18 protein-coding genes and 2 pseudogenes are annotated in these 24423 nt (G+C 68.8%); 10 read left to right on the top strand and 10 right to left on the bottom strand.

The features are described from left to right. Nucleotides 1-62: 62 nt before the first annotated feature. Entirely contained in the window at nt 63-1064 is a 1002-nt protein-coding gene (locus tag ACWD3E_RS09975) for a GlxA family transcriptional regulator (protein ID WP_451387038.1), read from the bottom strand. A 146-nt stretch (nt 1065-1210) separates the two neighbouring features. Between ACWD3E_RS09975 and ACWD3E_RS09970 the strand changes: the two genes are divergently transcribed. Beyond that, nucleotides 1211-1606 (top strand): nuclear transport factor 2 family protein, encoded by a 396-nt coding sequence (locus ACWD3E_RS09970; RefSeq protein WP_451387037.1) that lies wholly within the window; start codon nt 1211-1213, stop codon nt 1604-1606. A 232-nt stretch (nt 1607-1838) separates the two neighbouring features. On the opposite strand, the gene ACWD3E_RS09965 is transcribed toward ACWD3E_RS09970, so the two are convergent. Continuing rightward, on the bottom strand, nt 1839-1985 hold the full coding sequence (locus ACWD3E_RS09965) for a hypothetical protein (RefSeq protein ID WP_451387036.1): 147 nt from the start codon (nt 1983-1985) through the stop codon (nt 1839-1841). A gap of 35 nt (nt 1986-2020) precedes the next feature. Next, nucleotides 2021-3517: an IMP dehydrogenase gene (locus ACWD3E_RS09960; RefSeq protein WP_451387035.1), complete on the bottom strand. Its 1497-nt coding sequence runs from the start codon at nt 3515-3517 to the stop codon at nt 2021-2023. Nucleotides 3518-4346: 829 nt separating this feature from the next. Between ACWD3E_RS09960 and ACWD3E_RS09955 the strand changes: the two genes are divergently transcribed. Next, nucleotides 4347-6245 carry a lamin tail domain-containing protein gene (locus ACWD3E_RS09955; RefSeq protein WP_451387131.1) on the top strand — a complete coding sequence of 633 codons (1899 nt, stop codon included), beginning with the start codon at nt 4347-4349 and terminating at the stop codon, nt 6243-6245. Between the two features lie 265 nt (nt 6246-6510). Here ACWD3E_RS09955 and ACWD3E_RS09950 read toward each other — a convergent pair whose 3' ends face one another. Then, a complete protein-coding gene (locus ACWD3E_RS09950) occupies nt 6511-7398 on the bottom strand; it encodes a TIGR03619 family F420-dependent LLM class oxidoreductase (protein WP_451387034.1) in 888 nt (295 codons plus the stop codon). Nucleotides 7399-7634: 236 nt separating this feature from the next. On the opposite strand from ACWD3E_RS09950, the gene ACWD3E_RS09945 reads away from it, so the two are divergent. Continuing rightward, entirely contained in the window at nt 7635-8288 is a 654-nt protein-coding gene (locus tag ACWD3E_RS09945; RefSeq protein ID WP_451387033.1) for a class I SAM-dependent methyltransferase, read from the top strand. 42 nt (nt 8289-8330) lie between these two features. On the opposite strand, the pseudogene ACWD3E_RS09940 reads toward ACWD3E_RS09945, so the two are convergent. Continuing rightward, nucleotides 8331-8884: pseudogene (locus ACWD3E_RS09940) on the bottom strand (IS630 family transposase); the annotation flags it as partial. An 827-nt stretch (nt 8885-9711) separates the two neighbouring features. Between ACWD3E_RS09940 and ACWD3E_RS09935 the strand changes: the two are divergent. The 3 genes from ACWD3E_RS09935 (at nt 9712) to ACWD3E_RS09925 (ending at nt 15046) form a co-directional block, all read left to right on the top strand. Next, complete coding sequence (locus ACWD3E_RS09935; RefSeq protein ID WP_451387032.1) at nt 9712-10554, top strand: alpha/beta fold hydrolase; 843 nt, start codon at nt 9712-9714, stop codon at nt 10552-10554. A 552-nt stretch (nt 10555-11106) separates the two neighbouring features. After that, on the top strand, nt 11107-13359 hold the full coding sequence (locus ACWD3E_RS09930; RefSeq protein ID WP_451387031.1) for an FUSC family protein: 2253 nt from the start codon (nt 11107-11109) through the stop codon (nt 13357-13359). A gap of 991 nt (nt 13360-14350) precedes the next feature. Continuing rightward, entirely contained in the window at nt 14351-15046 is a 696-nt protein-coding gene (locus ACWD3E_RS09925; RefSeq protein ID WP_451387030.1) for a type 1 glutamine amidotransferase domain-containing protein, read from the top strand. A gap of 91 nt (nt 15047-15137) precedes the next feature. Here ACWD3E_RS09925 and ACWD3E_RS09920 read toward each other — a convergent pair whose 3' ends face one another. After that, on the bottom strand, nt 15138-15698 hold the full coding sequence (locus ACWD3E_RS09920; protein WP_451387029.1) for a hypothetical protein: 561 nt from the start codon (nt 15696-15698) through the stop codon (nt 15138-15140). A 1426-nt stretch (nt 15699-17124) separates the two neighbouring features. After that, a complete protein-coding gene (locus tag ACWD3E_RS09915) occupies nt 17125-18090 on the bottom strand; it encodes a pirin family protein (RefSeq protein ID WP_451387028.1) in 966 nt (321 codons plus the stop codon). 200 nt (nt 18091-18290) lie between these two features. Here ACWD3E_RS09915 and ACWD3E_RS09910 point away from each other — a divergent pair. Beyond that, nucleotides 18291-18454 (top strand): annotated as a pseudogene (locus ACWD3E_RS09910) (cupin); the annotation flags it as partial. Between the two features lie 73 nt (nt 18455-18527). Here ACWD3E_RS09910 and ACWD3E_RS09905 read toward each other — a convergent pair. Together ACWD3E_RS09905 and ACWD3E_RS09900 are read right to left on the bottom strand one after the other, a co-directional pair. Beyond that, nucleotides 18528-19880, bottom strand: coding sequence for a vWA domain-containing protein (locus ACWD3E_RS09905; RefSeq protein ID WP_451387027.1), 1353 nt, complete (start codon nt 19878-19880; stop codon nt 18528-18530). Further along, nucleotides 19877-20743, bottom strand: coding sequence for an AAA family ATPase (locus ACWD3E_RS09900; RefSeq protein ID WP_451350865.1), 867 nt, complete (start codon nt 20741-20743; stop codon nt 19877-19879). The genes ACWD3E_RS09905 and ACWD3E_RS09900 overlap by 4 nt, the downstream gene beginning before the upstream one ends. A gap of 198 nt (nt 20744-20941) precedes the next feature. On the opposite strand from ACWD3E_RS09900, the gene ACWD3E_RS09895 reads away from it, so the two are divergent. The 3 genes from ACWD3E_RS09895 to ACWD3E_RS09885 are packed head-to-tail and all read left to right on the top strand — an operon-like array spanning nt 20942 to nt 23228. Then, entirely contained in the window at nt 20942-21622 is a 681-nt protein-coding gene (locus tag ACWD3E_RS09895) for an ABC transporter permease (protein WP_451387026.1), read from the top strand. Then, nucleotides 21619-22290 carry an ABC transporter permease gene (locus ACWD3E_RS09890; RefSeq protein ID WP_451387025.1) on the top strand — a complete coding sequence of 224 codons (672 nt, stop codon included), beginning with the start codon at nt 21619-21621 and terminating at the stop codon, nt 22288-22290. Before ACWD3E_RS09895 ends, ACWD3E_RS09890 begins: the two co-directional genes overlap by 4 nt. Further along, entirely contained in the window at nt 22287-23228 is a 942-nt protein-coding gene (locus ACWD3E_RS09885) for an ABC transporter substrate-binding protein (RefSeq protein ID WP_451387024.1), read from the top strand. Before ACWD3E_RS09890 ends, ACWD3E_RS09885 begins: the two co-directional genes overlap by 4 nt. A 17-nt stretch (nt 23229-23245) precedes the next feature. Here the strand turns inward: ACWD3E_RS09885 and ACWD3E_RS09880 are convergent, their stop codons facing one another. Next, nucleotides 23246-24400, bottom strand: a complete 1155-nt coding sequence (locus ACWD3E_RS09880) for an ABC transporter ATP-binding protein (protein WP_451387023.1) — start codon at nt 24398-24400, stop codon at nt 23246-23248. Nucleotides 24401-24423: the final 23 nt, after the last annotated feature.

Here is a 24423-nt window from a genome sequence, read left to right as displayed (position 1 = left end):
AGGCTGTGTGGGAATTCAAGACTGTTCCGGGCCCGAGTGCCCCGGGCCGGCTCCGGTCGCCCTCAGACCCGTTCGCCGTCGGTCTCCCGGCCGGGGGCGACGTCTCGCGCTTCGGCCGAGCCGAAGCGGTCGCGGTATTCGGCGGGGGCGATCCCGACGCGGCGGTGGAAGGTGCGGCGCAAGGTCTCGGCGGTGCCGAAGCCGAGGCGGCGGGCGAGTGCGGCCACTGGCTCGTCGGCCTCGGTGAGCGCCCGCCGGGCCGCCTCCACCCGAACGCGTTCGACGTAGGCCGCCGGCCCCACGCCGATCTCCGCGGTGAAGCGACGCTGAAGGTGACGTGGGCTCAGGCCGGCGCAGTCGGCCAGTGCTGCGATGGTGTGCCTGCCGCCGGGGTTGTCCTGGACCGCCCGCACGGCTTTGCGGATCGGGTCGCTGGTCGGCTGCGCCGACCACAGCGGAACGCTGAACTGGGACTGGTTACCCGGCCGCCGCAGGTACAGGACCATCTCGCGCGCGGCAGCCAGCGCGATCTCCGGGCCGTGGTCGTCCTCCACCAGGGCGAGCGCGAGGTCCATGCCGGCGCTGACCCCGGCCGAGGTCCACACCCGACCGTCCCTGATGAAGATCGGGTCGCAGTCCACCGTCAGCTCGGGGTGCTCATCGGCGAGTTGCCGTTCACGAGCCCAGTGCGTGGTAACCCGTCGTCCGACGAGGAATCCGGTCGCGGCGAGGAGGAGCACCCCGCTGCACACCGACGCGACCCGCCGCGCACCGGCCGCTGCGGCGGCGATCCACGCGACCAGTCCGGGGTCGCGGCGCGCGTCGTTCACGCCTGGTCCGCCCACCACGACGAGGGTGTCCAGCCCTTTGGGGGTGAGGTCGCCGATCCCGTGTGCGGCGAACATCGGCAGGCCGCTGGAGGACCGGACCGGACCGGCGTGGGGCGCCACCACCTGGCAGTCGTAGCCACCGACCGCTTGCTGTGCGTAATGGAACACCGAATGCGGGCCCACCAGATCGACTGCCTGGAACCCCTCGTACACGACGAACACCACCCGACGCATGGCAGCAGGCTGCCTGACCTGCGCGAAAGGCGTCAACGACGCGCAACCCACAGATCACGCCACATGCCGCGGAGGACCCTTGACCTAGGACCGGTCGGGACGTTGCATGCAACAAAGCTGATTTTCTACGGACTGGAGGGCAGGCAATGACCGCTACCACCCGCGACCTGTTCGAGCGCTACCACGCTTGTTGGGAGGCTCGCGACCCCGATCGGATCGCCGAACTCCACACGGTCGACTCGGTGTTCCATCTGCACTCGGGTCAGCCCCCGGCGTGCGGGCGGGCAGCCGTCCGTCAGGCGGCGGCCGGCACGTTCGAGCTCGTCCCTGACCTGACGTTCGAACTTGTCTCGCTGCGTGTCGGGGAGGACTTCTGGGTTGCCCAGTTCAAGATGACCGGGAAGTCCGCCTCCGGCGCCGCACTCGACGTCGACCTCGCGGACTTCGTCCTGGTCGAGAACGGGGCGGTGAAGGAAAAGCACTCCTACGTCGACGGAGTGGCGATGCAGGCCGCGATCGCGCCCGCTGAGGTCTCCCCTTGATGTCGGACGCGTGGAGGCTGGGCGATGCACGCCCGGAGGAAGCAGCATCAGGGTGGGGTTCCGCGCTCGCCGAGGGAAGGGCGATCCGCGGACGACTCGCGGCGCGAGTTCGAGAACGCGGTAGTGAGAAACGGATGGCGTGAAGGGGGTTTGCTCACGCGGTCTGATCAAACCGGGCGGGGTGGATTTCACCTCGCCCGGCTATGTGCGCGCCGGACTGGAAAGCCCCAGCTCAGCGCACTCGACCCCGCGCCTTCAGCGGCACCGGCGGCAGCTCCGGCGCAGGCAGCGGATGCAGCTGCCGGCCGGTCCGGCGTACGGCACGGGCCTGCCCGGCGCTGTCGTCACCGCTGAGGCGGTAGATGCCGCTCTGCTTCACCCTCCGGCCAGTACTCCGCGGCCCTTGGCAGCTTCTCAGGCGAGTGTCGGCGGGGCGTCCCGCAGAGTGACGTTGGCGTGGCTCTCCTGGAAGCTCTGGTCTGAGACCAGAGTGAGCCGGGCGGTGGACTGGAACTCTGCCAGGGTGGTGGAACCGCAGGAAACCATCGTGGTCTTGAGCTTGGCGATGGTCAGTGCGAGCCCTTCGTTGAGGTCGCCGGCGTAGGGGACGTAGCCGTCGACGCCTTCCTCGAAGACCAGCCCCTGACCTCCCTGGCCGTAGCGTTGCCAGTTGCGGGCACGGTTCGATCCTTCGCCCCAGTACTCCTTGACGAAGCCGTCGCGAGTGGGCAACTTCGCGCCGGCTGCTTGGTCGAAGCGCGCGAAATAACGCCCCATCATGACGAAGTCGGCTCCCATCGCCAGAGCCAGGGCCACGTGGTAGTCGTGCACGAGCCCGCCGTCGGAGCAGATCGGCACGTACTCGCCGGTGCGCTCGCGGAAGGCGTCCCGAGCCGCAGCGACGTCGAGCACTGCGCTGGCCTGCCCGCGGCCGATGCCCTTCTGGTCGCGGGTGATGCAGATGGAGCCGCCGCCCACGCCGACCTTGACGAAGTCCGCCCCCGCCTCGGCGAGGAAGGTGAACGCCTCGCCGTCGACCACGTTGCCGCCACCGACCGGGATCTCCGGATAGTGCTTCTTCACCCAGGTCAGTGCCTGTGCCTGCCAGTCGCTGTACCCGTCGGAGGAGTCGAAGCACAGCACGTCCGCGCCTGCCTCCAGCAGCGCCGGGACACGCTCTTGGTAGTCATGAGTGTTGACGCCCGCGCCCACACGCAGGCGCTTGGCGGCGTCCACGACCTGGTTCGGGAAGCGCTTGTTGTCGGTGTAGTCGGATCGGAACACCAGATGCTGCAGGTGGCCCTCGGCGTCCAGCACCGGGAGACAGTCGAGCCGTTCGTCCCACAGCCGGGCGTTGGCCTCGGAGAGCGTGGTGTCGGGTCCGGCATGGGGAAGATCGGCGATGGCGGTCATCCGGCCGCTGACCGGTCCGTCGAGGTCGTGGCGTTGGGGGTGGAAGTCGCGGGAGGTCACCAGTCCGAGGAGGCGGCCGGTGGCGGTCCCGTCGTGGGTGACTGCGGCGGTGCTGTGGCCGGTGCGGCGCATGGCGTCTGCCAGGAGGCTCAGGCTGTCGTCGGGGCGGACGTTCGTGTCGCTGGTGACGAATCCGGCCTTGAAGTTCTTCACCTGGCGGACCGCGGCGGCCTGGTCCTGGATCGACTGGTTGTGGTGCAGGAAGCTCAGACCGCCGTTGCGCGCGAGGGCGATCGCGAGATCGGGTGTGCTGACAGCCTGCATGATCGCGGACGTGAACGGGGAGTGCAGCTCGATCGCCGATGCTTCGCCCGCGAAGTGCCGCACCAAGGGCGTGCGCAGGTCAACCGTCGCAGGCGAGCAATCGGTCCGGGTCCGGTTCGGCAAGAGCAGAAATTCGTTGAACGTCCGTGAGACCTCGGCGATGATCTGTGCCACTCGTTCCTCCTGACTCGTCGACGGGGCCCGACTGCCCCGCCGTCAAGATCGCCCCCGTGTCCCAGGGCCCGGGCAGGCAGGAGTCGGCAAGGCAGCCGTGGAGGTGCCACAAGCTGCGGCAGAGCCCTGACCGGCCCGTGGATCGAACACGGTGCGATCGTGACCTGGCACCCTATCGACTGCACCGGGGGCTGCACGAATCGCGTCCTGTCGTCAGCAACCGCCAGTCGTGGGCGGTTCTTTCCGGTCCTCGGCTCGGGCAGCGAGGTACTCGGCCCAGTCACGTTTGCCGTAGGCGACCCAGCGGAGAGCGGTGTGGCGGTGCATCCCGGTCACGTCGGCGAGGACGGGGCTGGGGGAGATCGGCAGCGAGGGCGGCCGGCGCCGCGTCGCGCGCGGTGCGAACCGGGATGCCGTGCCGGTTGAGGCGTGCCGACGACGAACTGCTGGCCGGCCTTCACCTGGACGAGGACGAGCGGGCGTCACTGGTCCAGGCGGCCGGACTGTAACGCGCAAAGCACCCCGGGCAGGCCGACGGCCACGGCTGCCGGACTCCGATCCCCGATGGTCGGCCTGCTTCGGCTGTTGCTCCTTGCGGTCGTCTTCTTCCAGGCTGCGAGTTCGACCGTTTTCGGCGGTGCCGTCGCATCGCAAGGTGGCAATGTGCGCCTGGTGTTCCGGTGGCCAGCAGGCGGCATTCAGCTGGAATGCACACTGTTTCCAGATCGTGTCGCCAGAGTTCCGCCTCGTGTCTACCTCACACTCGCGTGCCGGCGTCGCCTCAGTATGCGCCGCGGCTTTGACGCTTTCAGGACTGCTCGTGACAGGGATGGTTGCCGCTCAGCCTGCGGCTGCCGCAGACCCGGCCGGCTACCAGAATGTTCGGATCAACGAGGTCACCTCGTCGAACAGCGACACGGTGGAGCTGTACAACACCGGCTCGATCGCAGTGAGCACCAGTGGCTGGAAGATGTCCGACGACAGCTTCTCGCCGCAGACGTTCAGCCCGTCCTCCAGCACGATCCCGGCAGGCGGCTTCGTCACCTTCAACTCGCCCAAGGGGCTCGGTGATTCGGACAAGCTCGTGATCTACACGGCCGGCGGCGCGGTGGTCGACCGCGTCGAGTGGGCCACCAACGGGGCGAAGCCGGCGATGGCGCGTTGCGGCGGCGACGGCACCGGGGGGTGGGTGACCACGACCGCGGCGTCCACGTTCGGCGCCTCGAACGCCTCCGGCTGCCCGTCGTCGACACCGGCGGCGAGCCGGGTGCGGATCAACGAGGTCACCTCGGACGGCGCGGACACCGTGGAGCTGTACAACGGCGGAACGAGCGCGGTCAGCATCGGGTCGTGGAAGTACGTCGACAACGACACCACCCACTCCCCGGTCTCGATCTCGTCCTCCTCGCCGAGCGCGACCAGCATCCCCGCGGGAGGCTACGTCACGTTCAACTCCACGCTCGGTCTGGGCGACAACGACTCGGTCTTCCTCCTCGACAGCAACGGCAACACCGTCGACTCGGTGACCTGGGAGACCGCTGGCGCCAAGCCGTCGGACGAGCGCTGCGCCAACGGCACCGGCTGGTTCCAGACCTCCACGACCGCGACGCTCGGCAGCGCGAACTCCTGCTCGGGCAGCGGCGGTGGCGGTGGTACCGGCGGCGGTGGCGGTCAGCTGCTGGGTGGCGGCGGCGCGCTCACCAGCGGCTGCACCCCCGAAGCGCCCTCCGGTACGGGTTCCACCCCGGCGGGCACCCTGGCCTGGCCGGGCGGGCTGGACGTCACGATCGCCGACAACGTCTGCGCGTTCACCACGCCCACCGGCCCCGAGGGCCGGGACCTGAGCGGCCTGGCGTTCGACCCGGCGAACCCGTCGGTGCTGTGGGCCGCCAAGAACAAGAACTGGCTGTACAAGCTGGTCAAGAGCAACGGCAAGTGGATCCCGGACGCGTCATGGAGCGCGACCGGCAAGCAGATCCGTTTCGCCGGCGGCACCGGCCAGCCGGACTCCGAGGGCCTGACGGTCGGCGCCAACGGCCACATCTACGTGACCTCCGAGCGTGACAACACCAACAACACGGTCCCCAAGGACACGATCATGGAGTTCGACCCGGCCGCGACCGGATCGACGCTGACGCCGATCCACCAGTGGGACATGACCTCGCAGTTCCCGCAGCTCAACACCGGCAGCAAGGACGACGCCAACCTGGGCTTCGAGGGCGTCGGCTACGTACCGGACAGCTGGCTGACCGCGAACGGCTGGGTCGACCCGCTCACCGGCGCCGCCTACAACCCTGCGGACTACCCGCTGCACGGGTCGGGCCTGTTCTTCGCAGGCCTGGAGTGGGACGGCACGCTGCATGTCTACGGCCTGAACTCCGACGGCACGTTCACCACGTTCGGCACGATCGCGACCGGCAAGGTCTCCGTGATGGATGTGACGTTCGACGCCGGAACCCAGCGCATCGTCGCGACCTGCGACAACACCTGCGGCGAGACGCACACCTTCATGAAGGTCAACGCCGACGGCGCGATCGTTGCGGACCTGACCTACACGAACCCGGCCGTCATGCCGACCGACAACCTGGAGGGCTTCGCGATCGCGCCGACGTCGACCTGCGTCAACGGCTTCCGCGAGGCGGTCTGGACCGACGACGGCATCTACGGCTTCGGCTCCGGAAGCTCCTCCTACGGACACGCTCTCTACAGCGGCACCTTCCCCTGCTGATCCTGCCGACCACGGGAGACGGCTCGCGCACGGGGCCGCCTCCAAGGTGAGGCGCCCAAGCAGTACACGGCGACGAAGCTCCCGGCAGACGGGGTGACGACCAAGACCACCCGTTGACTACCAGGAGCTTCGTCGTGCCTGTCCCGGGACCGCCTTCGGCCCGGGTTGGAGGCCAGGCGAATGCCCTGGTCCGTACGTCCGTACCGGTCACGATGCGAGGAGGTCGGCCTGGTCTCCGAGGTACAACTGGCGAGACTTCCCTGTATCAGGCGAGCTGCGGTACGACCTCGGCCGCGACCCACTCCATCGCCTTCTCCACATGTTCAGCTGCAATGGGCAACCATAGGGTGCAGACGGCGAGCCCTGCCTCTGCGAGCTTTCCGAGGGCGTCAGCGACGCTCGCTGCGGTAGGCGAAACGCCGCCGAGTGGCTGTCCCGGAGACGAGACAGCCGCAGGTATTCCGGGTGGCGTGAGGAACACGGCCGAAGCGAGCGTCATGCGGTCGGCCTCCTCTGTGGTGGAGGCGAGTTCGCGCAGGCGGCGCTGCACGTCGGCGACCTCCGCAGCGTCGACGCCGGTGCCGTACCAGCCGTCGCCGAACCGCAGTGCGCGGCGCAGAGCGGCGTCACTGTGACCGCCAACCCACACCGGCGGGCCTCCGCGGGTGACCGGAGGTACTCCCAGGTGAGCGGCACGGAGTTTCGTGAACGGCCCGTCGAAGTCTGCCGGACGCGTCGTCCACAAGGCCCTGGCGGCCGCGAGATGGTCGTCGGTGCGGGCGCCTCGTTCTCGGGAGGGTACGCCGACAGCTTCGAACTCGTCAGGGTTCCAGCCGGTACCGATGCCCAGGATCAGACGGCCGCCCGACACGACGTCCAGCGTGGCCGCCTGGTTGGCGAGCACCAGCGCCGGATAGTACGGCGCGACGAGTACGGACGTCAGCAACCGCAGGCGTGTGGTCACACCCGCGACGGCCGACAGCAGGACGAGAGGGTCGGTGTCGAGGCCGAATCCGCTGTCCAGGAGGCGGTTTCCGACCGCTACGTGGTCGAAGCCCAGTTGCTCGGCATGCAAGGCGGCGCGGAGCGCGGCGGTTCCGTCGTCGATCGGCCAACGCGGCTGGAGGGAGACACCGAGACGCAACAGTGACATCGGAGGAAACCTTTCAGTGGCGGTCTGGTTCTGACAGGACGGCTACCGGACCGCCCCGTCACCACACCCAACCACCTCCCGGCGTAGGTTCATCCGCCGAGAAGCAGCGCGGCTTCCTTGCCCTTGGCCCAACGCCGAGAGCGCCCGATGAAGCTGACGCTACGGCGGTGGACGTCGCGCAGGTCAACTCAAGGTCGTGACACGGCCTGTCAGTTCTCTCGCCTAGGGTCGTCCGCATGGCTGAGCCCTCCTTTCTGACCGCCGTCCGCGAGTCGTACGACACGGTCGCCGCCGATTACGTCGAACGCGTCCCGCCTCCAGCCGCGATGGACCCGCTGTCACGCGCGATGCTGGCGGGGTTCGCCGAACTCGTGCGGACGGCCGGTCTGGGGCCGGTCGCGGACCTGGGATGCGGCCCCGGCCGCGTGACGGCGCACCTGGCCGGGCTGGGGGTGTCCGCCTTCGGCGTCGATCTGTCGCCGAAGATGATCGGGCTGGCCCGGCACGCCTATCCGGACCTGCGGTTCACCGAGGGCTCGATGACCGCGCTGGAGATGAGGGACGACGAGCTCGGCGGCATCCTGGCCTGGTACTCCACCCACCACACGCCCCCGCAGTGGCTGCCGGCGGTGTTCGCCGAGTTCCACCGCACGCTCGCGCCCGGCGGCTACCTGCTCTGGGGAGACTATGTCGGCGATGAGCGGCTGCAGCCGACCCAGGGCTATGGCCGTCCGGTGTCCTACGAGTCGTATCTCCTGCCCCTGGACCGCATGATCGGCCTGCTGAAGCAGGCCGGACTCGTCGTCACCGCGAGGCTGGAGCAGGAGCCTGGCGGACGGGTGAACAGACCGCGCGCCTGCCTGCTGGCCCGCAAGCCCGAAAAGCCCTGACGGGGCTTGTTCCTGCGGCGAGGCCGCTCGTGTCAGATCGCCGACGGTCACGGCGCGGCGGTGCTGGGCGGCCAGGACGTCGGGGTGGCGGGCGTTCTGGTTGCGCCAGTGCAGGTGGAGGTGCAGCGCGTGGGTTTGGACGGTGTGGTTGGGACGGTTGGCGTTGGCGAGGGTGAACTGCCGCAGCGGCCCGAAGTGCGCCTCGATCGGGTTGGTCCAGGACGCGTTGGTCGGCGTGAAGCAGGGCTCGACCTTGTTCCTGGCCGCCCGGATGCTCTGGAGCGCGGCAAGACTGTGATCGGCGCCTTGCGGCGCCGGTTGACACCCCAGAGCGTGTCGTCGCCGACCGAGTAGCAGCCATGGAAGTAGCGCACTCCGTGGGTGCGGTGGAAGGCGGCCGGGAGCTGGTCGGACTTGCCCTGGCCGGCCCAGCAGGCCCCGGCGGTCGGGCGGATGCCGAGTGGGCCGAACTCGTCGAAGGCGAAGGTGCGGCCGGGGCGCTCGTGGAGGGCGTACTCGATCCGGTCCAGCTTGGCGTCCTTGTCCGGGTCGGTGGACTCCTTCCACGTCTTACGGAGCAAGGTGATCGGCGCCCTGGGCGTGTTGGGGCTGTGCGCACTCGCACCTACCTACGTGGTCGGCCTGCGACGACCGGCCCCGAAGGGTGATGGGACTCGTGGGCCTCGGCGGCCTGCGCCACCGCCCGGATGATCTCCGGGTGAGCACCCCACGTAATACGCGGAGCATGCAGGCCCACCCGCATACACCGCCTCCTGAAACCGCCGCGGGGTCTGCCGCGCCGCCGGCTGCGGAGACATGCAGACTCCAGCAGGACCGAAAGAGAGAGGACCAACCGACCGTAACGGCGCCGCCCGTATACACCTGCGCGACGTACCGGCAGACGGCAGCTGCTGCTCGCCGCCGGAGACTTGGGTGTCAGTGGTGGCGCTTATCGTGTAAGTCCTGTTGAGTGGCGCGGTGTGCTGAGACTGGTTGGTACGGTTGGCCGCTCTCGTTCGGGTTTCCGGAACCGCTCCTGGGCGGGGGTTGGCTCAAGTGCCTGAGGTGTCTTTCTCGGCCTGGCAGTCGCCATCTGCTGCATGCGACTGGTCCGCCCCACCACGGAGGACACGGTCTTGAGGTTATGCGGGACAGGTCAACGAGTAATTCGATATGCGAATAGGTGTCGTTCACCGATCTCCGGGTAACCGCTCGGCTTGCCCTCCGTCGGTTCAGGGCTACGCTGATCTAGCACCTAACGTCGGCTCTCCGCATTCCGCGCCGGAGGCTCCCGCCCGGGTTCACGTTGCCGACCGGATACGGCAATCGCGGCGACTACGGCCGCCCCCTTCCGCGTGATCGTTACTGGTCTCAGTCGCTGAAAAGGCCGACTTCGCCTTGTATGCCGAGGAAGTGGAAGCACATGACTGCCTCTGGGATCTTGAAATCAGGCAAGGGCAGACTGGCCCTCGGAGTGGCGGTGCTCTCCGCCCTGACCTTGGTGCCGGCTCACGCCGCAGACGACCTCGGCAGGGCCCCGGAGGGCCGGAAGCCGACCGTGGTGCTCGTACACGGAGCATTCGCCGACGGGTCCAGCTGGAACGGAGTGGTGCAGCGCCTGCAACAGGACGGCTACCAGGTCATCGCCCCGCCCAACATGCTGCGCGGTATACCCCAGGACTCGACCTACCTGAACAGCCTCCTGAAGACCGTCGAGGGGCCGATCGTCCTCGTCGGACACTCGTACGGCGGTGAGGTGATCTCGCAGGCGGCCGCCGGGCTCGACAACGTCAAGGCACTGGTGTACATCAACGCGATCATGCCGGACAAGGGTGAGTCGTTCGCCAGCCTCTCCGGCAAGTTCCCGCCCGCCCCGCTCACCACGGCGCTCAAGCAAGTGCCGTTCCGCAATGGCGACGGCACCACGGGCACGGACGTGTACATCCAGGCCGACAAGCTCCACGCGACCTTCGCCCAGGACCTCCCGCAGAATCAGGCGGCCGTCATGGCGTCGACGCAGCGCCCGATCGCGCAGTCGGCCTTCGCCGACAAGCTCACCGCAGCGGCCTGGCGGGACAAGCCGGTCTACGTGCTCGTCGGCAGGCAGGACCGGGGCATCAACCCGAGCCTCGAGCGGTACGAGGCCGAGCGCGCACACGCGCGCACGACGGTGGAGATCAACTCCTCGCACGTTTCCCTGGTCTCCCACCCCCAGGCGGTCACGGATCTCATCGTGACCGCGGCCCGCGATTCCGGTCACCAGTAGGCGAACGGGCAGCACCCCGAGCGCACGCGGCGGTGGGCCTCCACCACACACCGGAGGCCCACCGCCGAGCGCGTCCGTGGTCACCCACGAGATGGGCAGCAAAGACGCAAGAGCCCGGGATCACCCGGAGCCGGGTTCATCAGGCGGCAGCTCGGTCATGGCCAGCATCCGCCGCGGGAGTGCGGCCGCACTCCGGCCAATACGGATGGAAGAGCACCGCAGTCGACAACGGCGACGCCCCAATCGCCGCTGCGGTGGCCGAGCTGACAGCTGTCACCGCGAAGCGTCAGTCCTCTTGATGTTGCCAGCGAGCTCGCGGACGGGGCGTCGATGGCAGTACAGGAGGCGGGTCTGCTCCCTAGTCCCCAGCCTCCGCCTTTCGCATCCTAGAGCAAAGGGCTGAATTCCATGGGATCAGCTCCTCAGTATTTGACCAAGCAGCGTGCTCACCTTGCAACAGGCATGCCGAGTTGGCTTCGCAGGCGTGATCCGGAAATGTCGGCGCTGCGCCGCGCACTTCGCGTCGCTGTCATCACACCAATACTCTTCGCAGTGGCAGCTCTTGTGATGGGTAGGCCGACGATTGCAATTTTCGCGGCCATCAGCCCGATAGTGCTGACGATGTTCGTAAACTTCAGTGGCCCGATGCGCGAACGTGTGACCTCACAGGCGACCCTGGTCGTCGTCTCCACCCTCCTGCTCTGCCTGGGAAGTCTGACCGACCAAGTGGTGTGGCTGGCCGTCGCCGCGACTTTTCTGGCTTCCTTTCTCATCCTGTTCGTAGGCATCATCAGTTCCATGCTGGCAGGAGCAACAACTTCGCTCCTTATCAGTTTCGTGCTCCCCGCGACATTCACAGGCCCGGTGAGCAGCATCCCGGACCGTGTCGCCGGCTGGTCGATGGGCGGCGCGGCTACTGTCGTCACTACCGCCATCCTGTGGCCGGCTCCCGTCAGTACGCCCCTAAGGACCTCCGTCACACGAGCCTGCACCCTGCTTGCCCAGCGCCTACGCGTGGAGATCGAATGCATCGGTTCCTGGTTCTCCCCTGTACACACAGATGCGCTCAACGCGGCGGTTCAGGATGCGACGACTGGCGTGGCAGATCTACGGAATTGCTTTTTCAGTACACCGTATCGGCCCACCGGTCTGTCCGCTGAATCACGCGCCTTGGTCCGACTTGTGGACCAGGTGATATGGCTCGACAAAGTTCTGGAGCAAACACCCTCGAGAGAGCAGCCTCCCCTCAGCGAGGGCGTGGTGTGCGAGGTCAAGGTGGCGGCAGCAGTGCTCTTGGAGCACGGGGTGGCGCTTCTGGAATCCAGTACGACCGCTCCTCAGAGCCTGATCGTCCACATCGATCGACTTGAACAAGCCCGGGCGGCATTGGAAGAGACGATGACCACCGTCCTTCCTGAAATCCTCACGCCCAAACCGGCTCAGGACCTCTCCCGGTCTGCCTCCCTTCCCGCCCCTGGGCCTATGAATACTTTGCTCCGTGCATTGGGTCCCAGCTTCCGCGCCCAGGAAATGAGCTTCGTTGTATCCGCTATTGCCGCGAATATCGAACTCAGTGCTTCAGCGCGGCAGCGGACCTGGTGGCAACGACTGCTCGGGTATCGCCCTGCAGGGGCGAAGTCAGTTCTCTCCTCAGCCCGAGAACGTTCTCGAGCTCATCTGGACCGCCACTCGGTTTGGCTGCGCAACAGCGTGCGAGGGGCCGCCGCGCTGAGCCTTGCGGTGCTTCTCGCCCATGCGAGCGGTTTGGAACATTCGTTCTGGATCGCCTTCGGCGTACTGACCGTCCTGCGATCCAACGCGCTGAACACCGGTCAAACCGTCGCTCGCGCCTTGCTGGGCAACGTCATTGGTCTCGTCGTCGGCGTAGCGCTCATTCTCGCGCTGAGCTCACACCCCACCGGCCTGTGGCTGCTACTCCCTGTCGCAATCGCGGCCATGGGGCTCGAGGCAGCGGTCACTTCACTCACAGCAGGGCAGGTCGGCTTCACTGTCGTGCTACTCATCATCTTCACCATCATCGCCCCTGCCGGCTGGGAGATCGGACTCATTCGGATCGAGGATGTGGCGCTCGGGTGTGCGGTGAGCCTGGTCGTGGGCATCCTGTTCTGGCCGCGCGGCGCCACCGCTGGTCTAGGGCGAGTACTAGGCGATGCCGTCGGCGACAGCGCCCAGTACGTGCGTAGCGCCATGGCGTTCGGACTCACGCGATGTGACAGCCTTGCCCTGCCTTCTCAAGCCCCTGACGACGACAGAGAACGGGCCGCGGCCTCGGCCCGTCGGCTCGACGACGCATTCCGCACCTATCTTGCCGAGCGTGGTACCAAGCGTCTGGTGCTGGCTGATGTGACCGCACTCGTCAATGCAGTCGTGACACTGCGTATGACCGCCGATGCCATCGACGATTTGTGGTCTCACGCCAGCTATGTGCCCACGGGGGATCGTGCCGCGGCGCGCGCCGAGATCCTTGACGCGAGCGCACCAGTTATTGGATGGTTCGAGAGAGCAGGTCGAGCGATTGCGGACGGTGAGCCCACTCCTGGCGAGATGGTAGAGCGAACGGTGGCGGGCAAGGCGCTTCAGGACGCAGTGTGCCGCGACCTGGCCGGGGGTGCGGTGTCCGGCACCGCTACAGCTGTCAGGATGGTGTGGACGGCGAAGTACATGGATACTCTTCGCCGTCTCCAAGCCGAGATTGTCGGGCCTGCCCGGGCCGCCGCTTCTGCTGGCGGAAGGCGATTGATTCGAAGCGGCGACTTCAAAGGATCAGGCCCGGAGCAGGGCTGAGGCGAGGTGCGCGCGGCCCTGGAAAGCCGGCCGGCAGTTCGGCCTCTTTGATGGCGAGTTCGCTTGCGGCGATGGCGTCGTACTGACCAGTCCGGTTCGGCCCCGCGTCTGCTGTCCCGACGCACCCATTGCGGACCTGCTGGGCGTTGGCTGTCGACCGGCCAGCAGGCTCTGTTGGCCTCGCCCACCTGCGCGCTGCAGCGACGCCAGCGCCTCTCTGCACTGGCTTCCACGTCGCCATCGCACACAGGTGCGCTGTCGAAGCCGGGCTCGCTGCAGCTCCAATCGGGCTCACGTCACAGGGCGGTTCCTCGCGTTCGAGAAGCAACGCTGAAGATCCTTGGCGATCAGCCGGCAGAACCTCGCGGTCGGGCATGCCCGCCCAGGCGCGGTCACCTCGAGGTCCTCGAAGAGCCCAGCCGGCCCTCCGCGGACACCAGGAACTGGCGCTTCCAGTGTCCGACCGACTACTCGGACGCCTTCGCCCGCCGCGCGGCCTCGGCGACCGTGATCTCACCGGCCAGGATCGACAGCACGATCCGGACCTCATAGAGCAACGGCTTCTCACCGCATAGGGCGTGGTCTCTTTCTCGATTGGCGTGTTCCGGGATGCGGGCGCTGTTGGGCGGGAATTGGTTGCGGTGGGCTTGATGTGTGTTGGCGGCTGGTCGGGCGGCTACGTTCGTGATCTTGTGCTGCCATCCTGTTGCTGGTCCCGGTGGCTGCTCTTACGGTTGAATCATGGCCGTCTCGGCGGCATGTCCGGTGGCAGGCGCGAGGGTCTCGAGATCTTCGACGGGCTGGGTCCTGGGGAACTGTTGTTGCAGAGGCTGTGCGCGAACGACTGCGGGTGGTCGCCCGGACGGGATTGGCCGGGTCCACGCCGTCCTGTGTAGTCGATGTCGCCGCCATGTGATCGCCAGTCCCGACGGGTCCCGGCCGATCGGTGTTCGCCGTCAGTCGATTCTTCCACCTCCGGAGAGGTGTTCCCATGGCCAAGGTCTTGTTTGTGCTGACCGGAGCGAGCTATTGGACGCTCAAGGACGGTCACCGGCACCCTACCGGGTACTGGGCTGAGGAGTTTGCGAGTCCGTTCAGTGTGTTTACCGGGGCCGGTCACGAGGTCACCGTGGCTACTCCGGACAGTGTCATACCCGTGGTCGACACGATGAGTCTCCGGCCCCGGATGGCAGGGGGAGAGGAGGCGTCCCTCAAGCTGGAGGGGATCATCGAGGAGGCGGAACAACTTCGTCACCCCGTCTCGATCAAGAGCGTCAACCTCGACGACTACGACGCCGTGTACTACCCAGGGGGCCACGGCCCCATGGAGGACCTTGCGTCCGACGCCGACTCCGGGCTGCTGCTGAGGAGGGCTCTCGCGTCCGGCAAGCCGCTGGGTATCGTGTGCCACGCCCCCGCGGCTTTGCTCGCCACCCGGGACGAGAAGGGTGACACACCCTTCGCCCATTACCGCGTCACCGGATTCTCGAACGAGGAGGAGGCGGGCGTCGGCTTCGCGGATAAGGCCAAGTGGCTCATGGAGGACGAGGTCAGGGCACTTCCAACGAACTACTCGTGCGGCCCGATCTGGGAGCCGTACACGGTGGTTGACCGTAATCTCTACACGGGGCAGAATCCGGCCTCCTCTGGGCCGGTCGCGAAGGAGATGCTCAAGAAGCTTTCGTAGGCGGGCAGGCGTGAAGCCCCTGGCAGGACAAGTTCAGCGCGGCGACTGCTCGGTGTAAAGATCGCGCACGACGTCGCCTCCGCCCGTCGCCTCACGAGAAAGAACACCTACGGCCCCTGGCCGGGGCTGATACCACTTGGGCCAGCAACCAGAACGTGATTCCTGTGCCCACGCCGTAGGCGAGGTGGGAGCCGAGATCCCAGGCCACGAGCTTGGCGTCGTACTCCCAGATCGGCTTGTAAAGTCCGGCGATCGGCAAGGAGATGTAGTCGCTGGCGAAGACCGCAGCGCCGAAAGGCACGCCGTATGCGGGATACGGTGTGGGCAGCGATCCAGCCAGGATGCCGTACACCGTGCCCACCACTGATCCGTAGGCCCAGTGAGCCATGGTGCTCGTGAGCCAGGCCGAACTGTCGGGGATTTTGCGCTGCGTGAAGCCCTCGATCACCCGCTTCGCTACCTGACCCGGATCAGGGGCCTTCTCCCAGTTCTCGATCGGCGCGAATTCCCAGGCGAGCGGGCTCTCCTTACCGCCTGAGCGACGGTACTCCAGGTAGTGGACGGCATCCAGGCACACCGTTCCTACGGCCCCGGCCAGCAGGCCGGCAGCCACTGCCGCGAGTGGAGTCAGCGGGTTTCGTTGGGCGCGCATGATGAAATCTCCCTCGTGGTCAGGGTGCGAGCCAGGCCGGGTCGCTAAACCGCTGCCTCGGTACTGGTCCGCGGGGTGGGCTGGAATGGCCGGCGTTCCCCAGCACCATGACTTGGGTTTTCTGCCTGAGTTCGGGCCGCCGGCTCAGGGGTGGCAGGTCGCGTATCAGGTCCGGCCCGCTCGGGGTCGTCGTCGCCGATGAATCACCGCGCTGCGTGATACCTCTGTCGCTCGGGGTGATCCGCGGTGCGCGATACACCTCAGCCGCCCCTACGGCCTTTCTGGGGTCACGGGCGCGGACCGACGGTGTCGTGCATGTGGGAAGCCCTTTGACGGCGAACGGATCTCCGCCGCTGACGACGGCCGGCGATCCGCACGCAGTGGCCTTCGAAGACCTCGTTGAGAGGGCGTTCATGCTGTACTCCTCTTGTCACAAGTGTCACACTTGCGGACCGCCTGCTCTATCGAAGATGAGCTGGCCGGAGGACTGCGATCTGGTAGGCCGCCTCAAAGCGGCGTCCACGTCCCGGAGGTTGTCGGTGTCGGGTGACCTGGCTTGACGCACCTGTCTGGGCCACTGCTGAGGCTTGCGGTCATGAACTTCCTCGCCAGCATCGGCTTGGTGTCGTCCTGCTCATCGAACGCTTCTGGTCTCTGAATGCCCTCCCTCGTGCTGCGTCGAGCCCTCGTCTGCCACCTCAGTCAGCACGGTCGAGTTCCGGTGCTGGTTCGGTGCAGACTCTGCTTGGGGTGCCATGTGCACCGCTTCCTGGTGCGCGGTGGTGGTCCGGCAAGCAGCCCGACCCGTCAATGATGCTCGCGATCCACAGAGGACAACTGCCGGACCTGGTGGCGCTGAGCGTCTCGCGGGGCGAGGATGGCGGTGCCGGACAGGGTAGGCGATCGGAGCAAGGTGATCGGCGCCCTGGGCGTGTTGGGGCTGTGCGCACTCGCACCTACCTGCTCGGGCAGGGCGACGTCACCCAGTCGTCCATGCCGCGGCCGGAACTCTCCGCGCCGGCCTGGGGGCCGCAAGGCTCGGGCGTTCGTCCTACTCCACCTGAACCGGTTGGGTTCCCACAACCACCCGAGTGGTCGGCCTGCGACGACCGGCCCCGAAGGGTGCTGGGCTCCGGAGGCAGCGTCAGCCGACTACGCGATGCAGACGATCTGACCCCCATGCCGGGCTCCAAGGGGCGACCACACCGCTTCACCATGTTCTGATGGCTCGTCAGTAAAGTCGGCATTGGGCCAGCATTCGTCCGGCCAAAGCTGCCCTCGGATGCCCAGACCTTGGAAACGCGGACAGCCTCGGAGGAGCCCGTGCGGCAGCATCCAAGCGCCCGCGTCACCAGGGGTCCTCGTGGCCGGACAGGCGTAGACACGGTCTCGAACTCCCTGGACGGGAGAATCGGGCTTTCCCAGGTCAACGCACCCTTCCGCGTGGCTTCAACGGCACCGGCGGCAGCTCCGGCGCAGGCAGCGGACCCCCGGCGTACCCCTTCACCTCCCCGAATCGCGACCCGCTCATCCAGTCCTCCCGGGCCTGCGCGATGTCCTCCTGGGTACGCCCGACGAAGTTCCACCACATGATCAGCTCCTCGGCGAAAGGCTCGCCGCCGAGCAGCATGATCCCGGCGTCCGACTCGGCGCGCAGCGGGAGTTCGGTGCGTCCGCAGCCCAGGTACAGCATCGAGCCCGGCAGCACCGGCACCCCGTCCACGTGGACCTCGCCGGACATCGCCAGCACGCCGTACTCGAAGTCCGCGTCGAGAGGCAGGCGGACGTCGGTCCCCCGGGTGAGGGCGAGGTCGGCGCCGACGATCGGCGTGTACGTCGTGCCGGGTGAGGCGGAGCCGTCCAGGGCGCCGAGGATCACCGTGGCGGTCAGGCCGGGTGCGGTGACCGTGGGCAGCTCGGGGTGGTACTCGAACCGGGGGTCGGTGTGGCGGTGCGCGTCCGGCAGCGCGACCCACAGCTGTGCGCCGTGCAGGAACCGGGCGTGCGGACGGGGGCTCTCCTCCGAGTGGCTGATCGCGCGGCCCGAGGTCATCAGCCCGAGCTGTCTGGGCCGGATCGTCTGCAGGCTGCCCGTGGAGTCGCGGTGCAGCACCTCGCCCTCGTGCAGCCAGCTGACCGTCTGCAGCCCCATGTGGGGATGCGGCGGGACCTGCATGCCGGGCTCGTCGGCGATGTCGTCCGGGCCGTAGTGGTCGACGAAGGCCCAGGCACCGATCATGCGGCGGCCCAGGTTCGGCAGCAGCCGACGCACCTCGGTCGACTCGCCGAGCTTCACATGACGGGGGCTCAGCAGCTCGCGGACGGGCTCGGCGACGACGAATCCGCGTCCGCCGCACACACTGGGCACGGGCGCGCGGTCAAGGTTGCTCATGGCGGCCAACTTAGCGCTCGGCCGTCTCGGCTGCCGAGCAGACGCTCGGCCACGCGCCGAGGTCAGCGTACGGCTCGCCGAGGAGGCGGGGGACATCGTCGTCCGTGCCGCCGAATGGCCGTGCCGAGATGCCGGGTCGACGATGGACGCGTAAGGTGCGCCTGCGTCGCCGTGGGCGGCCCGAAAGGGAGGACACCGTCATGCTGGAAGTGAAGACGGTCGACAAGCCGGACGAACGGCGCGACTTCCCCCGCGGCCACATCGAGGCCCTCCACCTGAGCGGTCTCGACTTCGCGGTGGCCACCTTCGAGCCGGGCTGGTGCTGGACGGGTCCGTGGCCCCTATCGCGGGCACCGAGACCTGCCTGGCCCGCGAAGTCGTACAGATGGCGAACGAGTGCGTCAAGGGGTCGTAGGGCACGAGGACGAGCGCCTCGCTCACGTCACCGGCAGCAGCCGTCCCACCAGCGTGCCCAGCTGCCGTGCCGTGCGGCACTCGTGCATCTCCACCAGTTCGGCGTAGGCGGGCGCCGCCGAGTCGCCCGTGCCCCACTGGGTGCGTGCCTCGGGGTTGAGCCAGTAGACGCGGCGGGCCCGCCGGGCGAGTTCGCGGACGGCGGGGAGGTTCGGGTCGCTCATGTTGGTGCGTGCGTCCCCGAGGACGAACACCGTCGTGCGCGGTCCGACCGCAGCGCCGTAGCGCTCCGTGAACTCGCCCAGGGCCACGCCGTAGTCGCTGCTGCCGTGCCAGCCGGTGAGCGTGGCTTCCGCGCGGATGCGGGCGCTGAGCCCGTCCGGGTCGGCCCTGCCGTGGTCGAGGAGGCCGGTCACCTCGTCCAGACGGTTGACGAAGGCGAACACGCGGAACTTGCTGAACTGGTCGTGCAGCGCCTGCACCAGCAGCATCGTGAAATCCGAGAAGCCCGCCACCGAGCCCGAGACATCGCACAGCAGGACCAGTTCGGGGCGGGCCGGGCGGCGTCGGCGCAGCACCGGCCGCATCGGGACCCCGCCCGTGGACAGCGAGGAGCGCAGCGTGCGGCGCAGGTCGATACTGCCGCGCGCGGCCCGGCGGCGGCGCGCGGCCAGCCGGGTCGCCAGCTTGCGCGCCAGCGGCTGAACCGCCCTGCGCAGCTCGGCCAGTTGGTCCCGGCCGGCGTAGAGGAAGTCCACCCGGTCGGCGGTCGGCCGGACCGCGCGCCGGGCGATCTCGTCCCGGCCGCGCCGCTCGGCGACCCGGCGCCGGGCCTCCGCCGCGACCATCCGCCGGAACTCCTCGATCCGGCGCCGGATCTCGTCGTCCAGCAGCCGGTCCGCGAATCCCGTGCCCCCGTCCCGCCCGCGTACGTCGGCCCGCACCCGAGCCAGCAGGGTCTGCGGACGCAGCCGGTCCAGGGTCTGGTACGAGGACCAGCCGTCCGACTCCGGTGAACTCCCGTACCCGCCAAGGCCGTCCACCGCCTCCGCCGCCAACTGGGCCAGCAGCGAACGGTCGTCGGCGGCCAGCGCGTCCGCGAGCCGGTCGCGCAGCTCCTCCCGGTCCGCCGCCTCCCGGTCCGGACGGCCGATGCCGCGCGGGAAGTACAGGTCGAAGACCGGGTCGAACACCGCGCGTTGGCCCGGTCCGTGCAGCAGCGTGGCCGCCAGCCCCTCGCGCAGCAGCTCCCGGTCCGACAGGCCCAGCGCCTCGACAGCGAGGGCCGCGTCGACGGTCTCCCCGGTGCCGATCCGCACACCGTGCGCGCGCAGGGCACCGACCAGCCCGGTGATCCGCTCGGCGACGTCGCTCACCGCGCGTCCAGCGCGTCCAGGTCGAGCTTGGCGGCGGCCTTCTGGATGTCGTCCTGGTGCTTGAGGATCACCCCGAGACTGTCCCGTACGACCGTCTCGTCCAGCGCGTCGGCGCCCAGGGCGAGCAGGGTGCGCGCCCAGTCGACGGTCTCGGCGACGGACGGTGCCTTCCGCAGGTCCATCGCGCGCAGCGCCCCGACCACCCGCACCACCGATGCGGCCAGCGCCTCGCCGAGCCCGGGCACCTTCAGCCGTACGATCCGCCGCTCCAGCTCCTCCTCCGGGAACCCGATGTGCAGGAACAGACAGCGGCGGCGCAGCGCCTCGGACAGCTCCCGGCCGGCGTTGGAGGTGAGGACGACGAACGGGCGGCGGGTCGCCGTGACCGTACCCAGCTCCGGGACGGTGACCTGGAAGTCGCTGAGTACCTCCAGCAGCAGCCCCTCCATCTCGACGTCGGCCTTGTCGGTCTCGTCGATCAGCAGCACCGTCGGCTCGTCGCCGCGGATGGCGGTGAGCAGCGGGCGCGGGAGCAGGAACTCCTCGCTGAAGATGTCGGTGCGGGTCTCGTCCCAGGTCTCGTCGCGGCCCGCGCTGATGCGCAGCAGCTGCTTGGCGTGGTTCCACTCGTACAGCGCCCGGGACTCGTCCACGCCCTCGTAGCACTGGAGCCGTACCAGCCGGGCGTCCGCCACCTGGGCGACGGCCTTGGCCAGCTCGGTCTTGCCCACGCCCGCGGGGCCCTCCACGAGCAGCGGCTTGCCCAGCCGGTCCGCGAGGAAGACGGTCGTGGCGACGGCGGGCGAGGCGAGGTAGCCGGTCTCGGCGAGGCGGGCGGAGACGTCGTCGACGGACGTGAACAACGGGGGCCTCCGGCGGGTCGGGAGCGTGCGGGTCGGTCACCATCTTTGTGCTCAATCTATGTGGCACTATCTAAGCGCTTGTTCAGGGTCTGTGTCACGTGGAATCGGCCACGTCCGATACCCGACGGATCCGCCTGGTGCCGCACGAACGGGCCACCCCGGCGCGCCGACCCGTACGCCCGCCCGTGCAATGGAGAGGTGACCGCGCCCCCGCACGACTGCCTCACGCGCAACGAGTGGATCTGCGGCGCCTATCTGAGCACCCGCCGCCAGATCGTCCTCGACGCGGTCGTCCAGCACCTCCAGCTGACCGCGCTGTCGGTGCTCATCGGCCTGGCCATCGCCCTGCCGCTGGCGGTGCTGGCCCGGCGCTGGGCCTTGGCGGCAGGGCCGGTCCTCGCGGTGACGACGATCCTGTACACCATCCCGTCGCTGGCGATGTTCTCGCTGCTCCTGCCCCTGTACGGCCTCTCGGCGACCCTGGTCGTCGCGGGTCTCGTGCTGTACTCGCTCACCGTGCTCGTCCGGAACATCCTCGCCGGGCTGCGCGCGGTCCCCGAGGAGACACGGCAGGCCGCGCGCGGCCTCGGCTACGGCCCCGTGCGCCTCCTCCTCACCGTCGAACTGCCCCTTGCCCTGCCCGCCGCGATGGCCGGGCTGCGCATCGCGACCGTCTCCGCCGTCTCCCTGGTCACGGTCGGTGCGATCGTCGGTTTCGGCGGCCTCGGCAACCTCATCTACACGGGCATGAACACCTACTTCAAGGCCCAGGTGCTCACCGCGTCCGTGCTGTGCGTGCTGATCGCCGTCGCCGCCGACCTGCTCCTGCTCGGCGTGCAGTGGCTGATCACGCCCTGGGCGCGGGCGGCCCGCGCATGAGCACCCTCACCGCCGCCTGGGACTGGCTCAGCGACCCGGCGCACTGGTCCGGCGACGACGGCGTCCGGCACCGGCTGCTCCAGCACCTGCTGCTCACCGTGGTCTGCCTGCTCGTCAGCTGCCTGATCGCCCTTCCCGTCGCCCTCGTCCTCGGCCACCTCGGCAAAGGCGGCGCGCTCGCCGTGAACATCGCCAACGCCGGCCGTGCCGTGCCCACCTTCGCCGTGCTGGTCCTGCTGCTGCTCACCCCGGTCGGGAAGTGGGGCGAGGGGCCCACGGTCGTAGCCCTGGTGCTGTTCGCCGTGCCGCCGCTGCTCACCAACGCCTACGTCGGCATGCGCGAGGTCGACCGCAGCGTCGTACGGGCGGCCCGGGGCATGGGGATGGCCGGGCGGCAGCTGCTGTTCCAGGTGGAACTGCCCCTCTCGCTCCCCATGGTGCTGAACGGGGTTCGGATCGCCGCCGTCCAGCTCGTCGCCACCGCCACCATCGCCGCGCTCGCCGGTGGCGGCGGCCTCGGCCGGATCATTACGGCGGGCTTCAACCTGGCCAGCACACCCCAGGTGGTCGCGGGCGCGTTCCTCGTCGCCGTGCTCGCGCTCGTGGTGGAGGGCGTCTTCGAGGCCGTCGAACGGCTGGCGCCCGCCTGGGCGAGGAGGGGACGGTGAGAGGGCGCACCGCAACCGCTGTGGCCGCCCTGCTCACCCTCACCGCCTGCTCCACCGGCCCCTCCCTGGAGAACCGCGGCCAGGTCACCGCCCCGCCCGGCGACAGCCACCACCTGACCATCGGCTCGGCCGGCTTCACCGAGAGCGATCTGCTCGCCCAGATGTACGCCCAGCTGCTGAACCAGGCCGGCTACAAGACGTCCATCCTCACGGTCGCCGACCGGGAGCTGTACGAACCGGCTCTGGAATCCGGCCAGATCGACGTCGTACCCGAGTACGCGGCCACCCTCGCCGACTGGCTCAACGCCAAGACCCACGGCCCCGGCGCGGAGCCGGCGGGCTCGCCCGACCTGGCCGCCACGATGAAGGCCCTGCGCGCACTGGCCGCCCCGCGCGGACTCACCGTCCTCCCGCCGGGCCGCGCAGTGGACCAGAACGCCTTCGCGGTGAGCGCCGACTACGCCCGCCGGCACCGGCTCAGCACCCTCAGCGACCTCGGTGCCTCGCGGCTGGGAGTACGGCTCGCGGCAGGCGACGAGTGTGTACAACGGCCTTACTGCGAACCGGGGTTGAAGAAGGTGTACGGCATCGACATCACCGGCGTCGACCCCAAGGGCGTCGGCACCACCCCGGCCAAGCGGGCCGTGCAGGAAGGCCGGGACCAGATGGTGCTGACCACCACCACGGACGCCACCCTCGACGCCTTCGGCCTGGTCCTGCTCGCCGACGACAAGCACCTGCAGAACGCGGACTACGTCGTCCCGGTCGTCAACCGCTCCCGCGCGGGCAGCTTGGGCGTGACGAAGGCGCTCGGCAAGCTCAACGAGGCCCTGACGACAAGGGACTTGGCGCAGCTGAACCAGCAGGTGGACAGCTGGCGGCGGCTGCCCGCCGATGTGGCCCGGACCTATCTGAAGGACAAGGGCCTGCTGAAGTGACGTACCTCCGGGGAGGTTCAGGCATCCGCCACCGAGTCGAACGGCACCTGCCCCCGCGAGACTCCCCGGGCATCCGCGTCCACCGAGCGGCGCAGCGTCTCGTGCAGCTTCGCCGGGGTGAGGACGCCCAGGAAGCGCGCGCCGTCCAGCACCGCGACCCAACCGGCGTCGTACTGGAGCATCACCCCGAACGCCTGCTTCAGCGGGGCCCCGACCGGCACCCATGCGGTCATCCGATGGGCGAGGTCGCCGACCGCGCCGCCCGCCGCCAGCTCGTCGATGCCGGCCCAGCCGTGCAGGTCGCCCGCGCCGTCCAGTACGACCGCCCAGCGGGAGCCCTCGGCCCGCAGCCGCTCCAGGGCCCGCTCGGCGGGCTCGTCCATGCGGGCCACGGCCGGCTGCTCCAGATCGTCCGGCTCGATCGCGGTGACCGAGAGCCGCTTCAGGCCCCGGTCGGCGCCCACGAACTCTGCGACGTACGGCGTGGCGGGCGCCCCCAGCACGGCCCCCGGCGTGTCGAACTGCTCGATGCGGCCCTGCCCGTACACGGCGATACGGTCGCCCAGCCGGACCGCCTCCTCGATGTCGTGCGTGACCAGCAGTACCGTCTTGCGCACCGCCGCCTGCATGCGCAGGAACTCGTCCTGCAACTGCTCGCGCACCACCGGGTCGACCGCCCCGAACGGCTCGTCCATCAGCAGCACCGGCGGATCCGCCGCCAGCGCCCGCGCCACGCCCACCCGCTGCCGCTGGCCGCCCGAGAGCTGCTCCGGATAGCGCGGCCCGTACGTGTTCGGGTCCAGGCCCACCAGATCGAGCAGTTCGGCGGCGCGGGCCCGCGCCTTCGCCCGCTTCCAGCCGAGCAGCGCCGGGACCGTGGCGGTGTTGTCCAGGACGGTGCGGTGCGGGAAGAGGCCGACCTGCTGGATGACGTAGCCGATACGGCGGCGCAGCCGCACCGGGTCGACCCGCGCGATGTCCTCGCCCGCCACGAAGATCCGGCCGGAAGTCGGCTCGATGAGCCGGTTCACCATCATCATGGTCGTCGTCTTGCCGCAGCCGGAGGGGCCGACGAGCGTGACGAGTTCGCCCTCCGCGACCTCGAAGGAGAGGCCGTCCACAGCCGTCGTGCCGTCCGGATACCGCTTGGTGACCTGCTCGAACCGGATCATTCCCCCACGCTAGCCACTGGGCG

The organism is Streptomyces sp. NPDC002676 (genome assembly GCF_053592455.1).
The sequence above is the reverse complement of the archived record's forward strand: the minus strand, read 5'-3'. Positions and strand labels throughout refer to the sequence as shown.

Bases quoted from the DNA above. Each gene is read 5' to 3' on its own strand.
- ACWD3E_RS09975 (WP_451387038.1), bottom strand. From the start codon at position 1,064: ATGCGTCGGGTGGTGTTCGTCGTGTACGAGGGGTTCCAGGCAGTCGAT.
- ACWD3E_RS09915 (WP_451387028.1), bottom strand. From the start codon at position 18,090: ATGAGCAACCTTGACCGCGCGCCCGTGCCCAGTGTGTGCGGCGGACGC.
- ACWD3E_RS09955 (WP_451387131.1), top strand. From the start codon at position 4,347: ATGGTTGCCGCTCAGCCTGCGGCTGCCGCAGACCCGGCCGGCTACCAG.
- ACWD3E_RS09890 (WP_451387025.1), top strand. From the start codon at position 21,619: ATGAGCACCCTCACCGCCGCCTGGGACTGGCTCAGCGACCCGGCGCAC.
- ACWD3E_RS09925 (WP_451387030.1), top strand. From the start codon at position 14,351: ATGGCCAAGGTCTTGTTTGTGCTGACCGGAGCGAGCTATTGGACGCTC.
- ACWD3E_RS09935 (WP_451387032.1), top strand. From the start codon at position 9,712: ATGACTGCCTCTGGGATCTTGAAATCAGGCAAGGGCAGACTGGCCCTC.
- ACWD3E_RS09920 (WP_451387029.1), bottom strand. From the start codon at position 15,698: ATGCGCGCCCAACGAAACCCGCTGACTCCACTCGCGGCAGTGGCTGCC.
- ACWD3E_RS09970 (WP_451387037.1), top strand. From the start codon at position 1,211: ATGACCGCTACCACCCGCGACCTGTTCGAGCGCTACCACGCTTGTTGG.
- ACWD3E_RS09880 (WP_451387023.1), bottom strand. From the start codon at position 24,400: ATGATCCGGTTCGAGCAGGTCACCAAGCGGTATCCGGACGGCACGACG.
- ACWD3E_RS09945 (WP_451387033.1), top strand. From the start codon at position 7,635: ATGGCTGAGCCCTCCTTTCTGACCGCCGTCCGCGAGTCGTACGACACG.
- ACWD3E_RS09950 (WP_451387034.1), bottom strand. From the start codon at position 7,398: ATGTCACTGTTGCGTCTCGGTGTCTCCCTCCAGCCGCGTTGGCCGATC.